Below are 24,930 nucleotides of genomic sequence, written 5' to 3'. Positions count from 1 at the left end.
CGGCCCCCGTTCGGCCCCCGAGCGGAAGGCTCCGTTCACCTGGGAGTCATCGGCGGACCGTGGCGCTGACCAGCGCTGTCGCGCTCGCGTCAAGGTGGGGGTGGCGGGCGGAGGGGGCGTCAAACCTGCCGGTCCGCCGATCCCGCGGGTGGGCCGCGTCACTTGACCGCCTTTTCGGGTTGGGATTCACTTTTTCCGGCGGCGGAAAGCGGAGCGCGGAATTCTGCCGGGCCCACCCCGGACTCCGCGTATCGCGGGCCGTTCGCCGAACAGTTGTTCGTCGTCGTTCCCTTTTGCCCTGGAGGTGCTGTCATGAAGCTCGTTCACTTCGTGAAGAAGGTCATGCCGGAGAAGAGCCTGAAGGCCTACGCCTGGTACGGCTGGATCTAGTTCCGGGCGGTTCTTCCGCCGTTCGGACACGTGCCCGGCGCGTGCCACCCGCACCCGCCGGGCACGGCCCGCTCATCGCGAGCCGGCCGCCACGGCCGCTCACCCTTGGAGTCATGGATGGCAATGTCCAGCACCGGCCGGAGTGCCCGCGTCACCCTCTTCGCCCCGCGGATCGACGAACTCCTGCGCAGGTACCGAGGTCAGGACCTGTTCCGCCTGGAGGCGGACACCGTCGGGGTCGCCGGCGTCGACCTCATGGACGGACTGCTGCGCAGCAGGGCGGCCAATGCCGAGGAGCGCCCGACCTTCAAGCCCGTGCAGGGCCGGCTCGTGACGCGCGCCGACGCGTCCGCGCTCATGCAGGCCGTCTCCGCCGATGTCCGGACCGCGCTGAAAAAGCCGCTGGGCGAGCGGACGGACCTCGCCGGGAAATGGCCGCACACCCCGCACGTCTATCTCCGCGACCTCGTCTTCGGCCGGGAGAGTTTCCGCTTCCGGGTCCTTGTCGACCGCCGGTTGGAAATCACCCCGAAATTGACCTGGATGGCCGTAGCGGCCGGCACCGCGATGCTCGGAAAACCGGGCACCGAAATCCCGTTGTCGAATCTCGCGGCCCGGGTGCTGGACGCCGAGACGTATGACGACCGTCGCTACGCGATGTACCTCTACCGGCGGGTGGCGGCGCCGATCTGCTTCACCGTGGCCGCGCTGGTGACCAACGCGGTCTGGCTCGGAGCGCCCTTCGACGACGACGTGCCCAACCGGGACGTGCTGCTGGAGGCGCTGCGGCTGGTGCCGCCCTCCTGGAACATCCTGCGGGTCGCCTCCCCGGAGTTCGGCGCGGTCGACGGCCGGATCGGCCGCAAGGACGACATCCTGATGCTTCCGCTGCTGAGCCACCGCGATCCCCGGCTGTGGGACGAGCCGGAGGCCTTCCGTCCGGAGCGCTGGAAGGGCGTCGACCCCGACACCCGGCCCGGCTACCTGCCGTTCGGGCACGCCGACGAACGCTGCTGGGGCCGCCACATGGTGATGCCGCTGGCCGAGCGGATCCTCGACATCGTCCGCCGCGACGGCCTGGTGGTGAGCCCGGAGCAGCGGGTCGGCCGGGTCGAACTCGACGGCCTGCTGGAGGTCTCGGGCGTCCGCATGGTCCGCCGCTGAGGGAGTGCGCGGCCGTACGGGGGCGCGTCCGACACCCCGGACGCGCCCCCGCCCGCGGCCCGCCGGCCGGCGGCGACGACAATGGCGCGGTGAACGACGCGAACGACCTGCATAACCTGCACGATCCGAACGACCCGGGCGACCCGAACGGTACCGGCATGGCCGTGGACCACCAGGCCCTGGTGCGCGACGCCATGGCGGCCGCCGTGCGCTTGCCGCTGCGCGGCCGGGTCGCCGACTACATCCCGGCGCTCGCCGCGGCAGACCCGACGGCGTTCGGCATGGCGATCGCCACCGTGGACGGCCGGGTCTTCGGCGCGGGGGACTGGCGGCAGCCGTTCTCCGTCCAGTCGGTGTCGAAGCTGTTCACCCTCGCCCTGGCGCTCGCCGAGGGCGGTGACGGCCTGTGGGCCGGGGTCGGCCGCGAGCCCTCCGGGAACCCGTTCAACTCGCTGGTCCAGCTCGAGTCCGAGCACGGCATCCCGCGCAACCCCTTCATCAACGCCGGCGCCCTCGTGGTGACCGACCGCCTGCTGGAGCTCACCGGCGACGCGGTCGGCGCCGTCCTGGACCTGCTGCGCGCGGAGTCCGGCGACCCGACCGTCGACGTGAACCGCGCGGTGGCCGCCTCCGAGGCCGAGCACGGCCACCGCAACGCCGCCATGGCGCACTTCATGGCCAGTTACGGCAATCTGCGCAACCCCGTCGAGGAGGTGCTCGCCCACTACTACGCGCACTGCGCGATCGAGGCCGACTGCCGCGACCTGGCGCTGGCCGGCCTCTTCCTCGCCCGCCACGGCGTGCGCGCCGACGGCTCGCGCCTGCTGTCGCGCAGCGAGGCCAAGCGGATCAACGCCGTGCTGCTCACCTGCGGCACCTACGACGCGGCCGGCGACTTCGCCTACCGGGTGGGCCTGCCCGGCAAGAGCGGCGTCGGCGGCGGCGTCCTCGCCGTCCTGCCCGGCCGGGGCGCGGTCTGCACCTGGAGCCCCGGTCTGGACGCCGCGGGCAACTCGGTGCTCGGCGTCGCCGCCCTGGACGCCCTGACGACGGCCACCGGCTGGTCCGTGTTCTGACGGCGCAGGGGGCGCGGCCGCCCCCCGACGGCTCCGGCCGGTGACGGACCGGAAGCCGACGGTCACGAAGTTGTTATGTCCTCTTCACCGGGTCGACGGCCGGCCGGGACATGCTCTGCACCGGCGGAAGCCACCGCCGAAGGCGCGCCGGCCAGCAGGCGCACTGACAAGGGGACTGACACCGTGACCGTCCGCCGTACCCTCATCGGCACCCTCGCCGCCGGCCTGCTCGCCGCGGCCGCCGCCGTCCTGCCCACGGGCACCACCGCGCAGGCCGCCGGGAGCACCCCGGGCCCGGGCGAGCTCCCGTTCGCCTCCAGCACCACCGTCGGCCTGCACAACACCTACGACCCGGCCGCCTTCACCTACCTCGCCCAGGGCCTGGACACCGGCACCGGCATGATCGAGCTGGACGCCTGGCCGAACGCCATCACCAAGGAGTGGAAGGTCAGCCACTCCAACCCGCTGGGCAACACCAACAACTGCGTCAGCGCCACCACGCCCGCCCAGCTCTACTCCGGCAGCACGAACAAGAACCTGGAGTCCTGCCTGGACGACGTGCGGATCTGGCTCGGCGCCCACCCCGCCGCGGGCCCGCTGGTGATCAAGCTGGAGCTCAAGCCGGGCTTCTCCGGGAACCTCGGCATGGGCCCCGCCCAGCTCGACGCGCTGATCGCCGCCCACCTCGGCTCCGCCGCGCTGCGTCCGGCCGACCTTCTCGCCAAGCCGGGCGGCGGCTCCTATCCGACCCTCGACGACGCCGCGCGGGCCGGCAACTGGCCGACCAGGTCGGCGCTCGCCGGCCGTGCCCTGGTCTACGTCATCCCCGGCACCGTCGAGCTGGACAACCCGTTCGACACCCTGCACACCGACGTCGAGTACGGGCGCCACCTGCGGGACCTGGCCGCGGCGGGCCGGATCGGCGAGGCCCGGATGTTCCCCACCGCGCTCGGCGCGGCGGCCGGCGACCCGCGCACCCGGTACAGCGAGACCTCGATCCGCCCTTGGTTCGTGGTCTTCGACGGCGACGCCGCCACCTATGCGAACGGCATCGACACCGGCTGGTACGACACCCGCCACTACCTGCTGACGATGACCGACGCCCACAACGTTGCCCCCGCCATCAGCAACACCGACCCCACCGCCGACCAGGCCCGCACCCGGGCCGAACAGCTCGCCCGCGCCCACGCGACCGTCGTCTCCAGCGACTGGCGCAGGCTCCCCGACGTCCAGTCCCTCGTCCTCCCGCGCGGCTGACTCGCCCGCAGTCGCCCGGACGGCCCGGCCCGGACGCCGGGACCGGGCCGGGCCGGCCGGCGAGGCCACCAGCGAGCGGAACGCGGCCCGGTGGACGCTCGGGGTCGTGCCCGTGTACCGGTGGAAGTGGTGACGGAGATTGGCCGGGGTGCCCAGCCCCGTGCGGGCGGCGATCCGCGCCACCGGTTCGTCCCCGCGCTCCAGCAGGCGCTGCGCCCGCTGGATCCGCAGGTGCAGCAGGTGCAGCAGGTACTGCAGGGTCGGCAGGCCGGTCTGTGCCCGGAACCGGCGGCTCAGCCCCCGCACGGTGAGCCCCGCGTGGCCGGCGATGTCGTCCAGCGTCAGCGGGCGGTCGAGCCGCGCGTCCAGCCGGCCGAGCGTCGGCCCGAGCGCGCCGTCGGACACCGGCACACCCGGGGCCCGCGCGCCGTCGGTGATCAGCCGCAGGCAGAGGTCGACCCCGCCCAGGATGCCGACGGCGCTGTGGAACGGGCCGTCCTGCACCACCACCCCGTCCGGGTCCACCTCGGTCCGGGGGTGACGCCGCGCCAGCTCGGCGGCGAGAGCGCGCGCTGTCGCGGCCAGCGTGAAGGTCCCCGCGCCGAAGGCTCCGATCCCGCACCCCCGTTCGGCGGCCGCCCGCAAGGCGCCCACCACCTCGGGCGGCGGAGCGTCGAGGTGCCCCTCGTGCCCCGGCGCCAGGACGGTGTCGGCCTCCGTCAGCCGCGTCGGCCTCAACCGGCACCTCCTGGCCCGCACCGGCCTCAGCGCCCCGCGCTACCTGCTCCGCCTGTGCCTCCGGCGCGCCCGCGAACTGCTCGGACGGACCGACGAGCCGGTCGAGGCGATCGCCGCCCGCGTCGGCTTCGCGTCCCCCGCGACCCTGCGCCCGCACTTCGCCCGCCTCACCGGCACCACCCCGCGCGCCTACCGCGCCCGCCACCGGCGGCGGCCCGCCGGTGCGCTCCGCCGGGGCTCAGGACCCGGCGGCGGTCCCGGCCGGCTCCGGCTCGTCGATCCACTCCGAGGCCAGCAGCCCGAGCACGACCTCGTCCTCGAAAGCCCCGTACACCCAGGCGGCCCGGCGCAGCGTGCCCTCGAGCACGAACCCCGCCGCCGTGGCGGCCTTGATCATCGGCAGGTTGTCGGCCAGCGTGTCGACCTGCAGCCGGTGCAGCCCGCGCACCGTGAACCCGTAGTGGCACAGCAGCCGCACGATGTCGCCGGCCAGGCCGCGCCCGCGGAACCCGGGCCGCAGTGCGAGGCCGAGGTGGGCGCGCCGCTGGTGGGCGTCGATGCCCCAGAGCAGCGCCTCCCCGGCCAGCTCGCCCGACGACCGGTCCACCACCGAGAAGAAGGCGACCCCGTCGTCGCCCGGCCCCACGACGAACGGGGACTCCGGGGAATCGGCCGCCAGCGGCCGCCAGGGGCGGGTGTCGGCCCGTGAGCGGGTGACGACGTCGTCGTAGAGCTCGGTGTGGAGTACCGGGACGTCACTGTCGTGGCGGGCGCGGAGCGCGATGCGGGAGGTTTGTAGCATGTCACATTGCTAGCAGTGGATCGTCGCCCCGGCAATCGAATTTCCCCCGCTCGACACCTCTCTCGGCACCCCCGGGAATGACGGCGCCGCGGTCGGCCGTTGGCACCGGGGTGACCGCCGCGCCCGCCCTCCGCCTCTCCGTACTGGACCGTTCCCGGACGCGCCGGGGGGAGGAGCCCGCCCGGGCGCTGCGGGACACCGTCGCGTTCGCGGTGGAGGTCGAACGGCTCGGCTACCACCGGTTCTGGGTCTCCGAACACCACGGCGTGCCGGGGGTGGCCGGCTCGGCGCCGACGGTCCTGGCCGCCGCCGTGGCCGCCGCGACGTCCCGGATCCGGGTCGGTACCGGCGGGGTGATGCTTCCCAACCACCAACCCCTCGTCGTCGCCGAGCAGTTCGGCGTCCTGGAGGCGCTGTTCCCGGGCCGGATCGACATGGGCCTGGGCCGGTCGGTGGGCTTCACCGACGGCGTACGCCGGGCCCTGGGCCGGGAGAAGGACGCCGCGGACCGCTTCCCCGGGCAACTCGCCGAACTGCTCTCCTGGTTCGACCCCGCCGCGCGCGGCCCCGGCAGTGTGCACGCCCGGCCCGCCGAAGGCCTGGACGTGCCCGCGTTCGTGCTGGCCACCGGCGCGGGCGCGGAGGTGGCGGCCGAGGCGGGGCTGCCGCTGGTGATCGCGGCGGCGCGCGGGGAGGAGGCGATGCTGGCGGCGATCGACCGCTACCGCGAGCGCTTCCGCCCCTCCGCCCGGGCCGGGCGGCCCTATGTCGTCGTCTCCGGGACGGTCGCCGTCGCGCGGACCGAGGAGCGGGCCCGCACGCTGCTCGTTCCGGAGGCCTGGTCGAGCGCCCACAGCCGGACCCACGGGGAGTTCTCCCCGCTCGAACCCGCCGAGGAGGTCCTTGCCCGACGGATGACCCCGCGCGAGCGGGCCGCCTTCGAGCAGGCGCTCACCGGCCACCTCGCGGGCACCCCCGAGCGCGCCCTGGCCGACCTCACGGCCCTCGTCGGGCGCACCGGTGCCGACGAGTTCCTGCTGACCACCAGCACGTACGACCGGGAGGAACTGCTGGACTCCTACCGCCTCCTCGCCGAGGCCGCCGGGCTGGCCTGAGCACCGGCGGTCGCGCGACGGCGCCCCGTCAGCCGTCAGCCGTCGGTCGTCAGCCGTCGGTCGTTGCTGCTCGCTGCGGTCTACCGCCCGTCCGCCCCTGGAGCCGGCCTGCGAGCACGGGGACGGCGTCCCCCGGGCCTGGCCGGGGCCCCGGCATGGCCTCCACCCTGGACCTCGTAGGCCCCGGCTTCACCCTCCTCACTCCCGCCCCCGACGCCGCCTGGCTCCGCCGGATCGACACCGTCACCGCAGCTGGCCTGCCCGTCCCCCCGCACCCCGTGCCGGTCGACGGGGCCCGGTGGAGGCGGCTGTCCGGCGTCCCCGCCATCGGCGCCCTCCGGGTCCGTCCGGACGGCCACCTTGCCCGGCGCGCCCCGCACCCGCCCGCAGACGACGCCGGACTGCTCGGCGTGCTGCGCCGGATCCTCTCGGCGGACGGTGCCGCGCGGCCCCGGGGGCGACCCCGGCGCTCACGGCCGTTCGACCGCGGCGACGCCCGCCTCCGCCGGTCCGAACGGTCCGCCGAGCGCGGTGAGTTCGTCCGCGTCCAGCACGAGCCCGGCCGCCGCCGCGCTGTCGCGGATGCCGGCGGGGCGGCGGGCGCCGGGGATCGGGACGACGGCGGGGGAGAGGGCGAGCAGCCGGGCGAAGCCCACCCGCTGGTGCGAGACGCCGCGCTCCTCGGCGATCCGGTGGAAGGCGGTGCGGGCCGGGGCGCCGTCCGAGGGGTCGTCCAGCACGCTGCGGGCGAGGCCGCCCAGCGGGCTCCACGGGAGGAAGGCCAGGCCCAGCCGCTCGGCCGGCCGCAGCTGCGGCCGGCCGGTGCGGTCGGCCGGGGAGAACCTGTTCTGCACCGCGACCAGCCCCGGGCCGAGGAGTTCCCGGGCCGTCAGGAGCTGCTGCTCGTCGACGTTGGAGACGCCCGCCGCCCGGATCTTCCCGGCGTCCAGCAGCTCGCGCAGCGCACCCACCGACTCAGCCCACGGCACCCGGGGGTCGGGCTTGTTCAGCTGGTAGAGGCCGATCGCGTCCACGCCCAGACGGCGCAGCGACCCCTCGCAGGCCTCGGGCCGGCCGTCGACCGTCCACGAGCCGCCCCCGGGCCGGCCGTCGACCGCCCTTGGTGGCGACCAGCGCGGCGTCCCGCTCGGTGGTCGGGCGGGCCGGGCGGGCGGCCAGGGCGCGGGCCACCAGGTGCTCGTTGTGGCCGCGTTCACCGGCGTGCCAGTGGTAGGAGTCTGCGGTGTCGACGAGGGTCACCCGGCGTCGAGCGCGGCGTGCAGGGTGGTGAGGGCGTCCTCGACGGCGGGGCGGCCCTCCACCGAGAGCGGCATCGCGCCCAGCCCGATCGCCCCGACGATCCGGTCCCCGATGATGCGCTGTCGCACGGTCAGGCCGCCTTTCCCCGGTCGCCGCCCGCCTCGACGGCCTCGGCGACGGCGGCGGGTAGCCACTGCCGGAGGGGGAGAGGGCGAGTCCGAGCGAGACGGCGCGCCGGTTGTCCATCGGGTACCGGCGGCCGAAGGAGAACGGTGAGACCTCCGGCCCCCCGGCCCGCCGGAAGCGGGCGGTGGTGCCGAGCCGCCGGGCGACCAGCTCGCCCAGCCCGATCGCGTCGAGCCGTTCGGCCGAGCAGGCGTGCACCGCGCCCACCGCCGACGAAGCGGCGACCGCGACCGGCGCGGCGGCGATCTCCCGCTCCCGGACGAACGAGGTCGGTCGCGGCCGCTCGTGCACGGCGACCGACCGCCCGGCGGCGATCAGCCCGGTGCAGTGCGCGCGCCGGCCGGTGAAGTCCCGCGCGCCGCCGCCCAGCGCCTGGGCGCTGCGCACGCTCGCCCGGGCGAACGGCGGCTTCCCGGCGGCGAGCACGGCCTCGGCCTGCCGCTTGCCCTCCGCGTAGGCGGTCGCCGGGGCGACGTGCCGGGCGAGAGCCGTCGGATCGGACCACGGCAGCGCCGGGCCCACCGGCCAACAGGCCGGATCCACGGCGTCCTCGGTGACCGGCACCCCCTCCGTCGTGCCGATCAACGGTGAGGCCGCCGGGTCGTGCACCCCCATGGTCGAGGTCATCACGTGGCGCGCGGTGCGTCCGGCGAACACCCGGCGGGCCACGGCGGCCTGGACGGGCGTGTACAGCACCTGGTCGATCACGGCGTCGAGGGTGCGCCCGCCGAGCGCCCCGGCCGGCGCGGCCTCGTCGCCGCGATCGGCCCGGGGGTGCTCCACCCCGGGCGGCGGTGCGGCGGAACCCCGGTGGACCAGGGTGACGCGGACCCAGGCGGCGCGCAGCAGGCCGACCAGAGGCCGCCCGAAGTACCGGGTGCCGCCGGTCACGCACACCCTGCGCGGTTCGTCGTTCGGTAGGGCGCTGCTCATGGCCACCACGGTGGCGGTGAACGGCCATCAGCAGAACTGCCGATCTGCTGAACACGTCATCAGCTGAGCTGTTGACCTGGTGGGTGCTCGGGGGCGTAGGCGGCTGCGGCGATCCGGACGAACGAGGCGACCAGGGGGTTCGGGTCGTCCCTGCTCCACACCGCCACCACGCGGCTCGGCGCCATGCCGGTCAGCGGCACCACGGCCAGTCCCGGGGGCAGGTCGTGTCCGAGCGGGGCGATCCCGACCGTCCCGTTCCACAGCACGGCCTGCCGGCACTCCTGGACGGCCCGCACCACCGGTCCCTCGCGCGGCGCGCCGCCGTTCCAGTACGACGACCAGAGCGGATCGGTGCCGTCGGGGAACCGGAACCAGGGCCGGTCCGCCAACTGGGCCGGTGCCAGGCTCGCGCGGCCGGCGAGCGGGTCGTCGGCCCGGAGCACCGCGCCGACCGGGTCGGCGCGCAGTTCGCGCACGGTCAGCCCGGTCCCGTCGAAGGGCGCGCGGGTCAGGGCGACGTCGACCAGCCCGGCCCGCAGCCCGCAGGTGGGGTCGGTCAGGTCGGCCTCGCGGACCCGGACCTCGATGCCCGGGTGCCGGCGGCGGAAGGCCCCGGCCAGCCGGACGGCGCCGAGGTCGGTGCCATCGCCGAGGATGCCGACGGTGAGGGTCGCGGGGCCGGCCGCCGCGGCCACTCGGGTGCGCAGCCGTTCGGCCCGTTCCAGCAGCGCGCGCGCCTCCGCCAGCAGCACCGTTCCGGCGGGGGTGAGGCTGACGCCCGAGGGGGACCGGTGCAGCAGGACGGCTCCGAGACCGGCCTCCAACTGCCGGACGGCCCGGCTCAGCGGGGGCTGGCTCATGTGCAGTCGGGCGGCGGCCCGGCCGAAGTGGAGTTCCTCGGCGACGGCGACGAAGTAGCGCAGTGTCCGCAGCTCCATGACCGGCCACGATACCCGTCCGGTATCGGGGCGCCCGCAACCGGTCTTGGACGGCCGTGGTGCCGGGGCGGTGCAATCGGAGCATGAGCAACGAACTGCTTCCCGACCCGGCCGTGCAGGTCGCGGGGGTCCGGGAGATCGCCCCCGACCTGCTGGTGATCCCCAACCACGGGGTCCCACTGGTCCCCAACATCGGCATCATCGGCGGCACCCGGGCCGTCCTCGTGGTCGACACCGGCCTGGGCACCGCCAACGCCGAGCAGGTCCTCGCCCTGGCGACCGAGGTGGCCGCGGGCCGCCGCCTGTACCTGACCACGACCCACTTCCACCCCGAGCACGCCTTCGGCGCGCACGTGTTCGCGGGCCGGGCCGACCACCTGGTCAACCGCGCCCAGGCGGACGACCTCAGGGCGAAGGGCGAGGCGTACCTGGCGATGTTCCGGGGCCTCGGCCCGTCGATCGCCCGCCGCCTCGACGCCGACGTCCGGGTGCCCACCCCCGACGCGGTGCACGACGGCACGCGCGAGCTGGACCTCGGCGGCCGCACCGTGCGGCTGCGGCCCACCGGCCCGGGCCACACCAACGGCGACCAGGTGATCGAGGTCCCGGACGCCGGGGTGCTGTTCACCGGGGACCTGGCCGAGGCCGGGCAGTTCGCGATCTTCCCCTGGTTCCCGCCGCACGACACCGATGTCTCCGGATCGCGCTGGCTGGCGGTGACGGAGCGGCTGGCGGCCGCCGGGCACCGGACGGTGGTGCCCGGGCACGGCGAGGTCGGCGGCCCGGAGGTGCTCGCCGACGTCCGCGACTACCTGCGCGAACTGCGCGACGAGACCTGGCGGCGGCGCGGCAGCGCGATGGGCGAGGCCCGGATCGCGGCCGAGGTCCGGGCGCTGCTGGTCGAGCGGCACCCGGAGTGGGCCGGGCGGGAGTGGATCGAGCGGGGCGTCGGCTGCTTCTGCGCCGAACGCCCGGCGCCCGTCCCGAACCCGTGAGGCCGCCCGGCCGCGCCCTCAGACCAGCAGGTCCGACTGGAGGGTGACCACCTGCCGGAACGCGGCGGCGGGCACGCCCTTGGGGTTGGTCATGGTGACCACGCCCACGATGTCGCCCGCGGCCAGGTACGCCAGCCGGTCGGTCGGCGCGGCGCCGGGCCCGGAGGCCCGGGTCGCGAGGGTGACGCCGTAGACCTCGTCCCAGTCCTGGGGCGTCGCGCTCCCGATGGTGGCGCCGTCCTTCGGGCCCTTGCCGTCGCGCAGACCGGCGAAGGCGGACCACGCCTCGCCGGAGGAGCCGAACGAGAGCAGCCGGATCTGCGTACGGGTGCCGTCGGAGGCGGTCCACTCGCGGACGGTGGCGGCCCGGCAGGCGTGCTGCGACAGCAGGGCGCGGGCCGCGGCCGGATCCTGCTGCTCGTCGGTGAGGGCGTTGCAGTCGACCAGGCCGGCGGCGCGGGGCACCGGCGATGCGCCGGCGGACGTCGCCGCGGGGGACCCCGAGGGTGTGGCCGACGCGGACGCAGTCGCGCTCGCGGGCCCGCCGCCGGTCGCGGAGGGCGCCGGGACGGGCTGCCTGCCGGCCTCCTTCGGCACGGGGAGGAGCAACTGCCGCAGGTCGGCGGCGTGCCGGTTCCTGTTGTCCTTCGGGGCGGCCTTGCCGGAGGGCAGCGGCGGCAGTACCAGAGCGGGGAAGGTGTAGCGTCCGTCGCTCTTGGTGGCCAGCCCCGGGAGATCGGTGCGCTCGGGCGCCGTCACGGCGAGCGCGCTCCCCGTCCCGGCCAGCGCGCACACCACGGCGGCGGCGCTCCACCGCAGCGCGGCCCTGCGGCGGCGGGTCCGGCGGGCGGCCCGCTCCTCGTCGGTCGGCGCTCCGGCCGCGAGCGCCGCGATCGGGAGGTCCGTCCCGGGAAGTTCCGCCCCCGGAACGTCCGGCACGGCGGGGGTGTCGCTGCTGTCGGTCATACGGAGGCTCCCGGGCGGGCGAGGCGGTCGAGCTGCTGGGTCAGGAGGGCGACGATCTTGTCCTTGGGCAGCGGCGCCACACCCTCGGCGTCCAGCACCACCAGGAGGTCCCCCTCGGCGGCCGAGCACTGCATGCGGTCGATCGGCGCGGACGGCGGCGCGGGCATCAGGTAGCAGTGCGCCTCGGGGTGGTCGGGGACCGCCGGGCCGAGGCGGAACAGTCCGGTGTCGCCGGTGAAGATGGCCGTGTACTCGTTCATCCGCTGCACCTCCTGCTGGTTGAACTGGCGCAGTCTGATCCCGACGACGAGCTCGCCGAGGCGGGCCTTGTACGTCCGCACACCGGCGGCCTTGACGTGCAGGTCCTTCCAGTACTGGCGGAGCTTGTCCTGCTGCTCCTTGGGGACCGTTCCGAGGTCGTCGTCGAACGCGGCGGCCAGCTGGTCGCCCGTCAGCTCGGTGTCGTTGCCGTCGGCGCCGTCGTCCGGCCCGAGCAGGAAGCCGCCGGGGACCGGCAGTAGCAGGTCGCGGAGCGACCCGAAGTGGTTGCCGTTGGACTTCGCGCCGAACGGTGTGGCGGTCGCCGTCGGGGCGGCCGTGCCGGTGGAGGGCGCGGCGGCCGTGGCGGGTGCCGGATCGTCGTACCGCACCTCGATGATCCCGACGCCGATCACCACACCGACCAGGGCCGCCGCGACGATCGCGCCCCCCGCGCGCAGGACGCGGCGGGACGTGGCGGAGCCCGTCGGTGCCGCGTCAGCGGTGTCGGCTGGCGCGGTGGGGGCGGGTCCGGCCTGCGGCTCCGGGACCACGGAGTCGGTCACGCTGCTGTCGGTCATACCAGCCGCTCCCACTGCTGCTTGGCGAGGTTCTTCACGACCTCGGCGTCCACCGGCTGCGTCCCGAACACGTTGATCTCCATGCTCACGGTGCCGCGCTGCGCGGACGCGGTGCCGAGGTAGTACTTCTCGGTGGTCTCGGCCCAGTACAAGGGCCTGTCCCCGATCAGGTAGCCGCCGTTGGCCTCGTCGGCGAACGGCTTCAGCTTGGATGAGGTCCGCCCGCCGGGCTCGGCCTTGGCGGCGTCGTCGGCCATGAACTGGACCAGCGTGATCCGGACCTTCAGTCCGCCCTGTTCCCAGTCGACCTCGACGGCCCGCCGGAAGCCGCTCGTGTTGAGGTGCGAGAACGCGCTCCCGCTGTTCGCACTGTGCTCGGCGAGCTCGCCGACCGTGACCCAGCTCGGTGCGTCCGGGTAGTCCCCCCAGGCTTTGCTGCCGCTCGGCGCGGTGATCAGCAGCTTCCGCAGATCGCCGTCGATGGCCAGCGGCGAGGGTGCCGCCGCGGCGGCGGCCGCCGGGTCCAGCACCTCGGAGGGGTACGTCGGCAGCGCCACCTGGATCGGCGGCAGCGGCGTCGGCGGGCGGTTCGCCTGGATGGCGTAGCCGACGCCCGAGCCGGCGGCGGTTCCGAGCACCAGCCCGGAGACCAGCAGCAGGACCGGTCGCGGGCGGCGCGGACGCCGGGTGGGTGCCGCCGCGGCGACCGGGTCGATGACGGGCTCAGTGACGGGCTCGGCCGCGGGCGGTGCGGCCGGTGCGGCCGGTGGGGGCGGCGGCGCGTCGACGGGCGACGGCGCCACGGGTTCGGTGGTCACGCGAGGACTCCAGGGGAAGAGGGAAGGGGCCGGCGGGTTCAGCGGCCGGAGGTCAGCCAGTCGCGCTGGCGCTTCATCAGCTCGCTCAGCAGCGCCTTGTCCGGCTCGCCCTTCACCTCGACGTCGACCGTGTACTCCACGTCGCCCTGGCTGGAGATGCCGCTCATCGAGCCCGTGTAGGCCGCCTGCTTGGGCTTGCTGATGTACCCGCGGGCGGCGGGGTCGCCGGTGACCTCGATGGCGGGGAGGTCCTTGGTGTCGTTCTTGGCGAAGAACTCCGCCTGCGCGGCGCTTCCGAAGCGCAGCAGGGTGACGGTGACCTCGGCCTTGCCGTCCGCGGTGCGGTAGGTCCGGGTGACGGCGTCCTTGTAGCCGATCGAGCGGAGGGTGCGCATGGCCTCCGCCCCGTCGTCGAACTCCTCGATCATCTCCTGGTCGGACAGCGGTATGCCGTCGGCCGGGCCGTAGGACTCGCCGCCCGCGGGGATGGGGAGCAGGAAGTACCGCAGGTCGCCGTCGTGCCGGCCGTCCTTGACGGTGCCCTTGACGGTGCTCGTCGGAGCGGGAGCGGGCGTGGGCGTGGTTGGCGCGGTGGTGGCCGAAGCGGTGGCGGAGGCGGTCGCGGTGGGCGACGCGGTCGGGTTCGCGGAAGTCGGCGCGACCGCCGCCGCGGTGACGGCCGGCCGGCTCTCGGGCCTGCCGACGGCCACCGTCACGGTGGCGCTGACCGCCGTGACGGCGAGCAGGCCCGCGGTGGCCAGCGCGACGCCGGCGGCACGCGGCAGCTTCCGCCCGGCGGCGTTCGAGTCCGTGGTGCTGGACTCCGTGGTGCTGGACTCCGTGGTGCTCGAATCGGTGGCGTCCGGAGCGGTGGCGTCCGGCCCGGCGATGGGTGGCACGTGATCGTGCGCGGACAAAGGGATTCCCCCAGGGAAGATCAGGAAGTGTGCGCACGGGCCTCTCACGGGCACCCCGTGGCGGCTCTCAAGGCCGCGCGTCGCGCGTCTGGCTGGAATTATGAGAGAGCGCCGCTTCCGCCGCCAACAAGATCAATCACCGCACTCCCCCCAAGAGCCGACCAAAGGGACACGCCGTGATCGAACCGAAACCGATCCGGCTGCGTCCCGCCGGGCCCCCGGGGCTCGGATCGGTCGTATCGGGCGGATTCGAGTGGGAAAAATACCCCCACCGGTATAGTGGAAGGGAGGGAGGAACCCCCCTCTTCCCCCGGATGTGAGGAGTCCCGAGATGTGCCGACGTACGACGTGCCGCAACTGCGGCAAGGCCGGCTACGCGGGGTGCGGCATGCACGTCGACCAGGTGCTGGCCGGAGTCGCCAAGGCCGACCGCTGCGCCTGCGACCGCGAGGCGCAGAAGGGCGGGGGCTTCTTCGCGAGGCTCCTCGGCCGCCGCTGAACCTGCGGAGCCGCTCGATCGGGCCGTGCCGGGAATCCCCGGCACGGCCCGATCCGTGTCCGCGCGGCGCAGGGCGCGGCGCTCACCGTCTCCGCGCGCAACGCCGGTGGCCCGGCCCGCCACAGGGGCGGACCGGGCCACCGGGGGCCGGACGGGGCTCAGTCGTGCGAGAAGGAGATCTTCGGCAGCACGCGGTCGAGCCAGGCCGGGGTGCGCCAGGCGGCGGCCCCGGTGAGGCGGAGCAGGACCGGCAGGAGCACCAGGCGGACCAGCGCGGCGTCCAGGAGGACGGCGACGCCGAGCACGATGCCCATCTCCTTGGGCGGAAGCGGCCCGGACAGGGCGAAGGTGAAGAACACCGCGACCATCACGCCCGCCGCCGCGAAGATCACCCGGCCGGAGTGGGCCAGCGCGCCGACCATGGCCTCGCGCGGATCACCGGTGCGCTCGTAGTGCTCCTTGGCGGAGGCGAGCAGGAAGACCGTGTAGTCCATCGCGATGGCGAAGATCATCGCGAAGAAGAACACCGGTGCCCAGCCGTCCAGGAAGCCCTGCGGCGTGAAGCCGAGCAGCCCCGCGCCGTGGCCGTCCTGGAAGACCAGCCGGGCGACGCCGAAGGCCGCGCCGGTGGACAGCAGGCTCGCGGCCGTGCCGAGCGCCGCGATCAGCGGGGCGCGCAGGGCGACCAGCAGGAGCAGGAAGCCGAGGCCCATCACGACACCGATGACCAGCGGGGTCTTCTCGGTCAGCAGGTGCTGGAGGTCCAGGTTCTCCACCGCGGCGCCGCCGACCAGCGTGTCGGACGGCAGGTCGGCGCGCAGCGCGTCGACGGTGCGGCCCAGGTCGGGGCTGGACGGGTCCACGGTGGGGACGGCCTGGACCATCGACCAGCCGGAGCCGTCGGCGGCCGGCTGCGCGGGCATCACACCGGCGATCCCGGGGGTGGCGGCGATGCCGGCGGAGACGTCGGCGGCGCCCTCGGTCGGGGTGAGGATCTGCAGGGTGCCGGGCGCCCCGGGGCCGAAGGCCTGCTGGACGGCGGTGTAGCCGGCGCGGGCGCTGGCGTCCTCGGGCAGCACGGCGATGGAGGGCATCGCGGTCCGCAGCCCGAGGACGGGTGCGGCGAGCGCGATCAGTGCGGCGAGGGCCAGCGCGCCGTAGCGCAGCGGGTGCTTCCACAGCCGCTCGCCCCAGGCGGCGAAGCGCGGCGAACGGTGCTCGCCGGACTTCACCCACGGCAGGGCGAGGGCGTCGACGCGGTGGCCGAGCCGGCCGAGGACGGCGGGCAGCAGGGTGAGGGTGGCGGCGAGCACGAACAGGACGGCGAGCATGATGCCGCCGGCCATCGAGCGGAACGCGGGGGACGGCACCAGCATCACGGCCGAGAGGCTGACCAGCACGGTCGCGCCGGACAGCAGGACGGCCTTGCCCGCGGTGTCCATGGTCTCGGCGACCGCCGCGGTGCTGCTGAGCCGGCTGTCCTGCGCCGGGTTCCGGCGGGCGGCGGCCGCCCGGGCGCTGCGGAAGCGCACCACCAGGAAGAGCGCGTAGTCGATGCCGAGGGCGAGGGCGAACATCATGGCGAAGTTCATCGCCCAGACGGAGACCGGGAACAGGTGGCTGATGAGGACCAGCGAGCCGGCCGAGGCGGCGAGTCCGGCCATGGTGAGCAGCAGCGGCAGGCCGGCGGCGACCAGGGAGCCGAAGGCGAGCACCAGGATGGCCAGGGTGACCGGCCAGGACATGATCTCGGACTTCATCATGGCGTCGTGGTTGGCCTTGTTGAAGTCGCTCCACAGCACGGACGCGCCGGTGGCGTGGACGTCGATGCCGTCGCCCGAGAGGTCGTTCAGCGGGCCCTTGAGGTCGTCGGCCGCCCGGACCATGTCGTCGGGGGAGGCGTTGGCGCCGGCGAGCAGGACGGCGGTCCGGCCGTCCTGGGCGATGGTCGCGCCGGGCTGGGGCGCCACCACGGTGGAGACCCGGGGGTCGGCCGCCGCGATCTCGCCCGCCCGGGTGATCACCCGCTGGACGTCCGGCTCGGTGACCGGCCGGTCGGCGGCGACCACGATCTGCAGCGCGGAGGAGGCGTTGCCGGCGAAGTGCTGTTCGGCGATCTGCCGGACCTTCACCGACTCGGATCCGTCGGCCTGCCAGCCCGCCCCGGAGAGCGCCGAGGTCACCTGCGGTGCGAACGCGCCGAGGCCGACGACGACCAGCAGCCAGCCGGCCAGCACGGCCTTGAAGTGGCGGACGGACCAGGTGCCGAGTCGTCCGAGCAGGCCCGGGGGAGGGGGCGGATCGGACGGCGCGGTGGTGGCCGGCCGGCCGAGGGTGGTGTCCGGGTGCTTCACGGGTCGCTCCGTTCCTGCTGCGCCCGGCGGGGCGCGAAAATACGGGTGGGGGTATATGGGGGGCCAAAGGGAGGGGCCCGCTCCGGGCGGGCCCCGTCGTTCGGGCGCCGGTCGGCCGGCAAGCCGGTCGGCCGGTCAGCCGGTGAGGGCCGCCAGCGCCGTGCGCAGCCGGGTGGCCGCCTCGTCGGCGACGGCCTGCAGCGCGGGCTGTCCGGTGACCTGGACCATCAGCTGCGGGTCCATCGCCTCGACGACCGTGCGGCCGCCGTCCGCGCGGACCACGACGTTGCACGGCAGCAGCAGTCCGATGTGCCGGTCGGCCTGGAGGGCGCGGTGGGCCAGCGGCGGGTTGCAGGCGCCGAGGATCAGGTAGTCCTCGATCTCCTCGCCGATCTTGGCCCGCAGGGTCGCGCGGACGTCGATCTCGGTGAGGATGCCGAACCCCTGCTCGGCGAGCGCGGCGCGAACGCGCTCGACCGTGTCGGCGAAGGGCAGGTCGAGGGTGACGGGGATCCCGTAGTCCATGGGGTGCTCCATTCCTGGCTTCCTGGTGGGGGTGGCGGGTCAGGCGAGGGCGAGGAACAGCTTCTCCAGCTCGGTCTCGCTCATCGGCGGTGTGCCGCCGTCCGCGGCGGTGCACTGGCGCATGCCGCTGGCCACGATCTTGAACCCGGCCCGGTCGAGGGCGCGGGAGGCCGCGGCGAGTTGCGTCACGATGTCCCGGCAGTCCCGCCCGGCCTCGATCATCGCGATCACCCCGCTGAGCTGGCCCTGCGCCCGGCGCAGCCGGTTGAGCACCGCGCCCACCGTGTCGTCGTCGACCCGTACGGTCCGTTCCTCCGGCATGTCCTTCTCCTTCGTTCTCTGCCCGCGGCTCGTCCGTCCGCGGCTCGTTCCGCCCCTGCGGCTCAGGCCGCCGCGGGCTGGTGCGCCGCGGCCCAGGCGGCGTAGCCGCCCAGCAGGTCGGCGACCTCCGCGCGGCCGTGGTGGCGCAGCAGGCTGGCGGCGATGGAGGAGCGGTGGCCCCCGGCGCAGTGGATGACCAGCGGCCGGTCCGCCGGGATCTCCGCGAGGCGGCCCGGGAGCTCGTTGAGCGCGATGTGCACGGAGCCCTCGACGGCGCCGTCGGCGCGCTCGCCGCAGGTGCGGACGTCGATCACCAGCGGGGGGTGCTCGGCGGAGAGGGCCGTGCGCAGCTGCTCGACGGTGAGCCGGGCGGCGGGGGCGAGCTGGTCGGCGAGGGCGGGCAGGGTGGTGTCGGGCTCGGCCAGGTGGCCGAGGGTGCGGTCGAAGCCGATGCGGGCGAGACGGGTGACGACCTCGCTCTCGCGGCCGTCCGGCGCGACGACGAGGAGGGCGGCGTCCGGTGTGAGCACGGCGCCGGCCTGTTCGGCGAAGCGGCCGTCGGCGGGGACGTTGACGGCCCCGCGCAGGTGTCCGGCGGCGAACTCCTGCGGGCTGCGGGCGTCGACCACCACCGCGCCGGCGCGCCGGTGGGCCGCGAACTCCTCGGCGGTCAGCGGGCGGTGGGCGAGCGCGGCGTCGAACAGGCCGCGGTCCTGCCGGTTGAGGGCGGCGTCGTGGCCGAAGTACCCGGGGGCGGCGGACTGGCCGGCCGTGACGATCGCGACGAACTCGTCCTCGCTCATCGGCGCGCAGGCGTAGTTGGTGGCGCGCTGCGCGCCGATGGTGGACTGGCGCTCGGTGGACAGGTTCTTGCCGCAGGAGGAGCCGGCGCCGTGGGCGGGGAAGAGCCGGACCTCGTCGGGCAGGGCCATCAGCTTGTGCTGGACGCTGTGGTGGAGCATCCGCCCGAGCTCCTCGGCCGTGGTGCCCGCCGAGGCCAGCAGGTCGGGGCGGCCGACGTCGCCGATGAACAGCGCGTCGCCGGTCAGCACGCCGTACGGGACGGTGTCCGCGGCCTGCTCGAACACCAGGACGCTGATCGACTCGGGGGTGTGCCCGGGCGTCTCCATGATCTGCAGCGTGACCTCGCCCAGGCCGATCCGCTCGCCGTCGGCGAGCTCGCGGATCGGGTACTCGGTGACCGCCCGGCGGCCGTAGCCGATCCACGCGCCGGTGCGGGCCGCCAGCTCCAGGTGCCCGGCCAGGAAGTCGGCGTGGAAGTGGGTGTTGATGACGGCCTCGACGGTGAAGCCGTGCGCCTCGGCGTCGGCGACGTACTCGTCGATGTCCCGGCGCGGGTCGATCACCACCGCGCGGCCGGTGGTCTCGTCGGCGACCAGGTAGGAGGCCTGGGAGAGGCAGTCGAGGTAGTACTGGGCGAAGAACACGTGGATCGCTCCTGCAGCCGTTTCCAAAATACCCAGTGGGGTATCCGTTCGCCTCCCACCATACCCCCGGGGGTAAATTTCGGCGAAGAGGAGCGTCCGGGGGAGGGGGTGGACGGATTCGGACGGCAGTTCGGCGCCTGCCCGGGTATTGTCAGGAAACTTTACTTTCTACTACGCTCCGGATGGGGCGTGACGCGCTCAGTGAGAGCTCTGACCCGGCCGCCGCGGCGGCGCGGTGACCGCGTGGTGTGCACCGGAGTCCGGCTCTCACCGTTCTGCAAGGTCAGGGAGGACAAGGATGCGTCCGGGTGTCTCGGTAAGGCCTGTCCATGTCGGTGTGTTCGCCGCCGTGCTCGTCCTGCTCGGCGGTCTGGTGCTCGGCTGGTCCGGGCGGGCGGGGGCGGCGGCCGATCCGCTGATCTCGCGCGGGAAGGCCGCGACGGCCTCCTCCACGGAGGGGTCCTCGTACGCGGCCGGGAAGGCGGTCGACGGCAGCGCCACCACGCGGTGGGCGAGCGAGGAGGGCAAGGACCCGCAGTGGCTGCGGGTGGACCTCGGGGCGAACGCCGCCGTCTCGCGGGTGAAGCTGAGCTGGGAGGCCGCGTACGCCAAGGCGTACCGGCTGGAGGTGTCGGCCGACGGGGTGACCTGGACGGCGATGGCGGAGGAGAAGGCCGGCAACGGCGGGAGCGACGACTGGACGGGCCTGGCCGGCAGGGGCCGCTACGTCCGGATGTACGGGACGGCGCGCGGCACGGCGTACGGGTACTCGCTGTTCGAGCTGGAGGTGTACGGGGCCCTGGACGGCGGCCCGTCGCCGACCGGGCCCACGCCCACCGGGCCGTCGGCCGGCGCCTTCACCGTGGTGGCGGCCGGTGACATCGCCGCCCGGTGCACCGCCTCGGACAGCGGCTGCGCGCACCCGAAGACCGCCGCGCTGGCCCAGCGGATCGACCCGAGGTTCTATCTGACGATGGGTGACAACCAGTACGACGACGCCCGGTTGGCGGACTTCAAGAGCTACTACGACAAGAGCTGGGGCGCGTTCAAGGCCAGGACCCACCCGGTGCCGGGCAACCACGAGACCTACGACCCGGCCGGATCGCTGGCCGGGTACAAGGCGTACTTCGGCAGCATCGCTTACCCGCAGGGCAAGAGCTGGTACAGCTTCGACGAGGGCGACTGGCACTTCGTCGCGCTGGACTCCAACGCCTTCGACCAGAGCGCCCAGATCGACTGGCTGAAGGCCGATCTGGCGGCCAACGCGAAGAAGTGCGTCGCCGCCTACTGGCACCACCCGCTGTACTCCTCCGGCGGGCACGGCAACGACCCGGTCTCCCGGCCGGTGTGGCGGATCCTCTACGGTGCCGGGGCCGACCTGGTGCTGAACGGGCACGACCACCACTACGAGCGGTTCGCCCCGCAGGACCCGGACGGCAGGGCCACCGCGGACGGGATCGTGGAGATCGTCGGCGGGACGGGCGGCGCCGAGCCGTACCCGATCGAGCAGGTCCAGCCCAACAGCCAGAAGCGGATCAGCGGTGACTACGGCGTGCTGAAGCTGGACTTCACCGACTCCGGGTACGGCTGGACCTACGTCGGCGCGGACGGCCAGGTCAAGGACACCGGCCCGACGTACAGCTGCCACTGATGATGTACCTGGCCACCACCGGCCGCCGCCCGGACGCGCCGCCCCGCCCCGCCGGGGTGGGGCGGCGCGTCCCCGGCACGGTCGTCGCGCTCGGTGCGGTCAGCCTGGTCACCGACGTCTCCTCGGAGATGGTCACCGCCGTGCTGCCGCTCTACCTGGTGCTGGGCCTCGGCCTCTCACCCCTCCAGTTCGGTTTCCTCGACGGGCTGTTCAACGGCGCCACCGCGCTGGTCCGGCTGCTCGGCGGCCGGCTCGCCGACCGGGGCGGCGGCCGGCACCGGACGGTCGCCGGGGCGGGCTACCTGCTGTCGGCGCTCTCCCGGCTCGGGCTGCTGCTGGCCGGCGGCGCGGCCGGCGGGATCGCCGCCGCGCTGACCGCCGACCGGCTCGGCAAGGGCGTGCGGACCGCCCCGCGGGACGCGATGATCACGCTCAGCGCACCGCCGGAGGTGCTCGGCCGGGCCTTCGGCGTGCACCGGGCGATGGACACCACGGGGGCGCTGCTCGGTCCGCTGGTCGCCTTCGCGGTGCTGTGGGCGACGGCGGACGCGTACGACGCCGTCTTCGTGGTCAGCTTCGCCACCGGCCTGCTCGGCGTCCTCGTCCTGGTCCTCTTCGTCCCGGCGCGCGCGGTCCCTTCCGGAGCCCCGGCGCCGGCCGGAGCCCCGGTCCCGGCCGCGGCCGCGCCGAGACCCGCCCGGGCGAAGCACAAGGTGCTGCGCGACCCCGTGTTCCGGCGGGTGACCGCGGCCGCCGCGCTGCTGGGCGCCGCGACGATCGGCGACTCCTTCCTCTACCTGCTCCTCCAGCGCGGCCTGGACCTGTCGCCCGTGCTCTTCCCGCTGCTGCCGCTCGGCGCGGCGGCGTGCTACCTGCTGCTGGCCGTACCGGCCGGGCGGATCGCGGACCGGACCGGACGGCGGACCCCGTTCCTCCTCGGGCACGGCGCGCTGCTCGCGGCCTACCTCACACTGCTGGCGCCGCTCGGGTGGCCGAGCGCCGTCGTCGTCCTCGCCCTGCTCGGCGTCTTCTACGCGGCCACCGACGGCGTGCTGATGGCGCTGGCCGGGCCGGTGCTGCCGGCCGGGGGCCGGGCGGGCGGGCTCGCGGTGCTGCAGACCGGGCAGGCGCTGGCCCGGCTGGTCGGGGCCGCCGGATTCGGCGTCGCCTGGACGTGGTGGGGCCCGCGCCCGGCCCTGCTGGCGGCCGCCCTCGCGCTGGCCGCCGCCCTCGCCGCCGCCTGGCGGATCCTGCCGGGAAGGGGAACGGCGTGAACCCGCGGGCGACGGTGCAGGCACGCCCGACCGTCCTGGTCCTCGCCGTCCTCGTCCTGCTGGGCGGCTCCCTCGGCTACGTGCTGCACGCCCGCGAGCGCGGCGGCGGGCACCGGCTCGTCGCGGCGGAGGCCTCGTTCACCCTGCACGAGCCCGGCCTCTACTACCGCGACACCGCCACCGGCCGGGTCGCCCGCACCCCGGGCGCGCCGGACGGGCCGTCCTGCGCGCGGTTCTACGCGGCGGGGGAGCGGGCCCTGTGCCTGCGGGCGCTGCCCGGTACCCCGGCCCGCACCCAGGCGGTGGTCTACGACCGGGGGTTCACCGAGCTGCGGACGGTGACCGTGCCGGGCATCCCGAACCGGGCCCGGGTGTCGCCCTCCGGACAGGTGCTCTCCTGGACCACCTTCGCGGTCGGGGACTCCTACGCGGCGAGCGGCTTCTCCACCCGCACGTCGATCCTGGACCTGCGCACCGGCTACCTGGTCAAGTCGATCGAGGACATCCCGCTGACCCTCGGCGGCGGCCGGTACCACGCCGCCGACGTCAACTACTGGGGTGTCGACTTCGCCGCCGACGACAACCGCTTCTACGCCACCGTCGCGACCGGCGGCCGCACCCACCTGGTCGAGGGCGACCTCGGGGCGTGGTCGGCGCGCACCCTGCGGGAGAACGTGGAGTGCCCCTCGCTCTCCCCGGACGGCACCCGGATCGCCTTCAAGAAGAAGGTCTCGGACGACCCGGCCGCCCCCTGGCGGCTGTACGTCCTCGACCTGGCGGACCTCCGCGAGCACCCGCTGGCCGAGTCGCACAGCGTCGACGACCAGGCGGCCTGGCTGGACGACGCCACCCTCGCCTACGCCCTCCCGGCCCGCGAGGGCAAGGGCGGCGACCTCTGGTCCGTCCCCGCCGACGGGACCGGCGCACCGCGGCTGCTGGTCCCCGGCGGCTCCTCACCGGTCGCCGTGCCGCCGGTGCACTGACCGGACGGGCCGGCCCGCACGCACCGTGCGGGCCGGCCTGGACCGGCTCGGCCCCGCCGCGCGAGCCGGCCGGCGAACCGGCTCCCGGCGAGGCGCGCACCGGGGCCGGGCAGCAGCGCGGCCTCCCGCCGCGCGGCACCGAAGCAGCGGGCCTCGCGGCGGACAGCCGCACGGTCTCCCGTGCGGCCGGTCAGCCGAACTGGCCGGGCTGGTACGCCCCGGCGGGCTGCCGGTTGATGACGTTGATCCGGTTGTAGGCGTTGATCACGGCGATCAGCGAGATCAGAGCGGCCAGCTGCTCCTCGTCGTAGTGCTTGGCGGCGTTCGCCCACGCCTCGTCGGTGACGCCGCCGGCGGCGTCCGCGATCCGGGTGCCCTGCTCCGCCAGCTCCAGCGCGGCGCGCTCGGCGTCCGTGAAGACGGTGGCCTCCCGCCAGGCCGCCACCAGGTTGAGCCGCAGGGCGGTCTCCCCCGCGTGCGCGGCGTCCTTGGTGTGCATGTCGGTGCAGAACCCGCAGCCGTTGATCTGGCTCGCGCGGATCTTCACCAGCTCCTGCGTCGCCTGCGGCAGCCCCGAGTCCGACAGCGCCTTGCCGGCCGAGTTGATGTGCCGCAGGACCTTCGCGCCGACGGCGTTGCCGAAGTAGTCGAGACGGGCGTCCATGGTGTGCTCCTCGTGTCGTGGGGATTCACCTTCCTGACCGGACGCGCCGCCGAAATGTGACAAGCGTCCGATGTGTCCTGCGTCACACGATGGCTCGCCGCCGGCCGGGGTCACCGGCCCTCGGTGAACGCCTCGCGCAGCCGGGCCTCCTCCTCCGCCGACAGATTCGTCTCGATGAGTTCGGCGTGCAGCCCTTCGAACGCGGACCTGACCCGGTCGAGCACGGCCTCCGAGCTGAGGACGAACAGCGCGGAGCTGCCGGGCGTCACCTTCCGCCGCACCTGCCGGACGAAGTCCTCGTCGATGCCCACATGGGCGAGGTGGCCTCCGAGCGCGCCGCCGGCCGCGCCCATCGCCGCGCCGAGGACCGGCACGAAGAAGATCATTCCGAGGAGGAAGCCCCAGAAGGCCCCGCCCAGGGCGCCCATGCCGGTCAGGTCGCCCAGGTGGCGGGTCCGCGGCCTGCCGGCCTCACCGGGCCAGCTGACCACGGCCCCGTCCTGGAGCGTGATCAACTCCTGGCGCTGCAGCTTCTTCAGCGTCTCCAGGGCTTCGTCGGCGCCGGCCGCGGTGGGGAAGCGCCATACCGTCAGGGTCGCCATCATGGCCTCCGGCCGAAGGGGAACGTACGACGGCCCCATCCTCGGCCCGGGCCTCGCGCGTCGCCACGCCCGGCCGCCGGACGGGCGACCCGGGGCCACCGGAAGGACGCCGCCGGATTGCCGCCGACACCCGCGGGCCGCAGGGTGGCAGGAGCACTCTCCCGCGCCGCCGGTCCCGGTCCGTCCTGCGTCCCCGCCCGCACGGCGAGGTTCAT

The 24,930-nt window shown here is 74.8% G+C and carries 22 protein-coding genes and 3 pseudogenes; 11 read left to right on the top strand and 14 right to left on the bottom strand.

Annotated features, from left to right (window positions below; all coding sequences use genetic code 11):
- Positions 1-162 precede the first annotated feature (162 nt).
- The 4 genes from ACFCLZ_RS02775 (at position 163) to ACFCLZ_RS02760 (ending at position 3,887) form a co-directional block, all read left to right on the top strand.
- Entirely contained in the window at positions 163-390 is a 228-nt protein-coding gene (locus tag ACFCLZ_RS02775; protein ID WP_380282992.1) for a tryptorubin family RiPP precursor, read from the top strand.
- A gap of 117 nt (positions 391-507) precedes the next feature.
- The gene (locus tag ACFCLZ_RS02770; protein WP_380282991.1) at positions 508-1,554 is read left to right on the top strand and encodes a cytochrome P450; all 1,047 of its coding nucleotides are present in this window, start codon (positions 508-510) and stop codon (positions 1,552-1,554) included.
- Positions 1,555-1,712: 158 nt separating this feature from the next.
- Positions 1,713-2,630, top strand: coding sequence for a glutaminase (locus tag ACFCLZ_RS02765; RefSeq protein WP_380286418.1), 918 nt, complete (start codon positions 1,713-1,715; stop codon positions 2,628-2,630).
- A gap of 183 nt (positions 2,631-2,813) precedes the next feature.
- Complete coding sequence (locus ACFCLZ_RS02760; protein WP_380282990.1) at positions 2,814-3,887, top strand: phosphatidylinositol-specific phospholipase C domain-containing protein; 1,074 nt, start codon at positions 2,814-2,816, stop codon at positions 3,885-3,887.
- 96 nt (positions 3,888-3,983) lie between these two features.
- Here the strand turns inward: ACFCLZ_RS02760 and ACFCLZ_RS02755 are convergent.
- A pseudogene (locus tag ACFCLZ_RS02755) lies at positions 3,984-4,292 on the bottom strand (helix-turn-helix domain-containing protein); the annotation flags it as partial.
- 181 nt (positions 4,293-4,473) lie between these two features.
- Here ACFCLZ_RS02755 and ACFCLZ_RS02750 point away from each other — a divergent pair.
- Positions 4,474-4,767, top strand: a pseudogene (locus ACFCLZ_RS02750) (helix-turn-helix domain-containing protein); the annotation flags it as partial.
- Between the two features lie 96 nt (positions 4,768-4,863).
- Here ACFCLZ_RS02750 and ACFCLZ_RS02745 read toward each other — a convergent pair.
- A complete protein-coding gene (locus tag ACFCLZ_RS02745; protein WP_380282989.1) occupies positions 4,864-5,427 on the bottom strand; it encodes a GNAT family N-acetyltransferase in 564 nt (187 codons plus the stop codon).
- Positions 5,428-5,504: 77 nt separating this feature from the next.
- Here ACFCLZ_RS02745 and ACFCLZ_RS02740 point away from each other — a divergent pair, with 77 nt between their 5' ends.
- Positions 5,505-6,542: an MsnO8 family LLM class oxidoreductase gene (locus ACFCLZ_RS02740; RefSeq protein WP_380282988.1), complete on the top strand. Its 1,038-nt coding sequence runs from the start codon at positions 5,505-5,507 to the stop codon at positions 6,540-6,542.
- A gap of 470 nt (positions 6,543-7,012) precedes the next feature.
- Here the strand turns inward: ACFCLZ_RS02740 and ACFCLZ_RS02735 are convergent.
- Together ACFCLZ_RS02735 and ACFCLZ_RS02730 are read right to left on the bottom strand one after the other, a co-directional pair.
- Positions 7,013-7,930 (bottom strand): annotated as a pseudogene (locus ACFCLZ_RS02735) (aldo/keto reductase).
- Positions 7,931-8,980: 1,050 nt separating this feature from the next.
- Entirely contained in the window at positions 8,981-9,859 is an 879-nt protein-coding gene (locus ACFCLZ_RS02730; RefSeq protein WP_380282987.1) for a LysR family transcriptional regulator, read from the bottom strand.
- A gap of 83 nt (positions 9,860-9,942) precedes the next feature.
- Between ACFCLZ_RS02730 and ACFCLZ_RS02725 the strand changes: the two genes are divergently transcribed.
- On the top strand, positions 9,943-10,854 hold the full coding sequence (locus ACFCLZ_RS02725) for an MBL fold metallo-hydrolase (RefSeq protein WP_380282986.1): 912 nt from the start codon (positions 9,943-9,945) through the stop codon (positions 10,852-10,854).
- An 18-nt stretch (positions 10,855-10,872) separates the two neighbouring features.
- Here ACFCLZ_RS02725 and ACFCLZ_RS02720 read toward each other — a convergent pair whose 3' ends face one another.
- From ACFCLZ_RS02720 to ACFCLZ_RS02705, 4 genes are read right to left on the bottom strand one after another with little or no spacing between them, the layout of a single operon-like run.
- Positions 10,873-11,820: a hypothetical protein gene (locus ACFCLZ_RS02720; RefSeq protein WP_380282985.1), complete on the bottom strand. Its 948-nt coding sequence runs from the start codon at positions 11,818-11,820 to the stop codon at positions 10,873-10,875.
- Entirely contained in the window at positions 11,817-12,659 is an 843-nt protein-coding gene (locus tag ACFCLZ_RS02715; RefSeq protein ID WP_380282984.1) for a hypothetical protein, read from the bottom strand. The genes ACFCLZ_RS02720 and ACFCLZ_RS02715 overlap by 4 nt, the downstream gene beginning before the upstream one ends.
- Positions 12,656-13,477, bottom strand: coding sequence for a hypothetical protein (locus ACFCLZ_RS02710; RefSeq protein WP_380282983.1), 822 nt, complete (start codon positions 13,475-13,477; stop codon positions 12,656-12,658). The genes ACFCLZ_RS02715 and ACFCLZ_RS02710 overlap by 4 nt, the downstream gene beginning before the upstream one ends.
- Positions 13,478-13,515: 38 nt before the next feature.
- On the bottom strand, positions 13,516-14,394 hold the full coding sequence (locus tag ACFCLZ_RS02705; protein ID WP_380282982.1) for a hypothetical protein: 879 nt from the start codon (positions 14,392-14,394) through the stop codon (positions 13,516-13,518).
- Between the two features lie 331 nt (positions 14,395-14,725).
- Here ACFCLZ_RS02705 and ACFCLZ_RS02700 point away from each other — a divergent pair, with 331 nt between their 5' ends.
- Positions 14,726-14,893 carry a hypothetical protein gene (locus ACFCLZ_RS02700; protein ID WP_380282980.1) on the top strand — a complete coding sequence of 56 codons (168 nt, stop codon included), beginning with the start codon at positions 14,726-14,728 and terminating at the stop codon, positions 14,891-14,893.
- A gap of 158 nt (positions 14,894-15,051) precedes the next feature.
- Here the strand turns inward: ACFCLZ_RS02700 and ACFCLZ_RS02695 are convergent, their stop codons facing one another.
- The 4 genes from ACFCLZ_RS02695 to ACFCLZ_RS02680 all read right to left on the bottom strand — a co-directional run bounded on the left by ACFCLZ_RS02695 (position 15,052) and on the right by ACFCLZ_RS02680 (position 19,541).
- On the bottom strand, positions 15,052-17,247 hold the full coding sequence (locus ACFCLZ_RS02695; RefSeq protein ID WP_380282979.1) for an MMPL family transporter: 2,196 nt from the start codon (positions 17,245-17,247) through the stop codon (positions 15,052-15,054).
- 135 nt (positions 17,248-17,382) lie between these two features.
- A complete protein-coding gene (locus ACFCLZ_RS02690) occupies positions 17,383-17,772 on the bottom strand; it encodes a DUF302 domain-containing protein (protein WP_380286417.1) in 390 nt (129 codons plus the stop codon).
- 39 nt (positions 17,773-17,811) lie between these two features.
- A complete protein-coding gene (locus ACFCLZ_RS02685; RefSeq protein WP_380282978.1) occupies positions 17,812-18,093 on the bottom strand; it encodes a metal-sensitive transcriptional regulator in 282 nt (93 codons plus the stop codon).
- A gap of 62 nt (positions 18,094-18,155) precedes the next feature.
- Positions 18,156-19,541: a rhodanese-like domain-containing protein gene (locus ACFCLZ_RS02680; protein WP_380282977.1), complete on the bottom strand. Its 1,386-nt coding sequence runs from the start codon at positions 19,539-19,541 to the stop codon at positions 18,156-18,158.
- A gap of 337 nt (positions 19,542-19,878) precedes the next feature.
- Between ACFCLZ_RS02680 and ACFCLZ_RS02675 the strand changes: the two genes are divergently transcribed.
- Genes ACFCLZ_RS02675 through ACFCLZ_RS02665 form a run of 3 tightly spaced genes read left to right on the top strand, consistent with a single transcriptional unit; the run spans position 19,879 to position 23,449 of the window.
- Complete coding sequence (locus tag ACFCLZ_RS02675) at positions 19,879-21,192, top strand: discoidin domain-containing protein (RefSeq protein WP_380282976.1); 1,314 nt, start codon at positions 19,879-19,881, stop codon at positions 21,190-21,192.
- Between the two features lie 2 nt (positions 21,193-21,194).
- The gene (locus ACFCLZ_RS02670) at positions 21,195-22,466 is read left to right on the top strand and encodes an MFS transporter (protein ID WP_380286415.1); all 1,272 of its coding nucleotides are present in this window, start codon (positions 21,195-21,197) and stop codon (positions 22,464-22,466) included.
- Positions 22,463-23,449, top strand: coding sequence for a hypothetical protein (locus ACFCLZ_RS02665; protein WP_380282975.1), 987 nt, complete (start codon positions 22,463-22,465; stop codon positions 23,447-23,449). The genes ACFCLZ_RS02670 and ACFCLZ_RS02665 overlap by 4 nt, the downstream gene beginning before the upstream one ends.
- Positions 23,450-23,639: 190 nt before the next feature.
- Here the strand turns inward: ACFCLZ_RS02665 and ACFCLZ_RS02660 are convergent, their stop codons facing one another.
- Entirely contained in the window at positions 23,640-24,113 is a 474-nt protein-coding gene (locus tag ACFCLZ_RS02660) for a carboxymuconolactone decarboxylase family protein (RefSeq protein ID WP_380282974.1), read from the bottom strand.
- Positions 24,114-24,223: 110 nt separating this feature from the next.
- Positions 24,224-24,715, bottom strand: a complete 492-nt coding sequence (locus ACFCLZ_RS02655; protein WP_380282973.1) for a DUF1269 domain-containing protein — start codon at positions 24,713-24,715, stop codon at positions 24,224-24,226.
- Between the last annotated feature and the right edge of the window lie 215 nt (positions 24,716-24,930).

It is taken from the genome of Kitasatospora purpeofusca (assembly GCF_042691725.1).
Taxonomy (GTDB): domain Bacteria; phylum Actinomycetota; class Actinomycetes; order Streptomycetales; family Streptomycetaceae; genus Kitasatospora; species Kitasatospora purpeofusca_B.
This window is presented reverse-complemented; position numbering and strand designations above follow the sequence as displayed.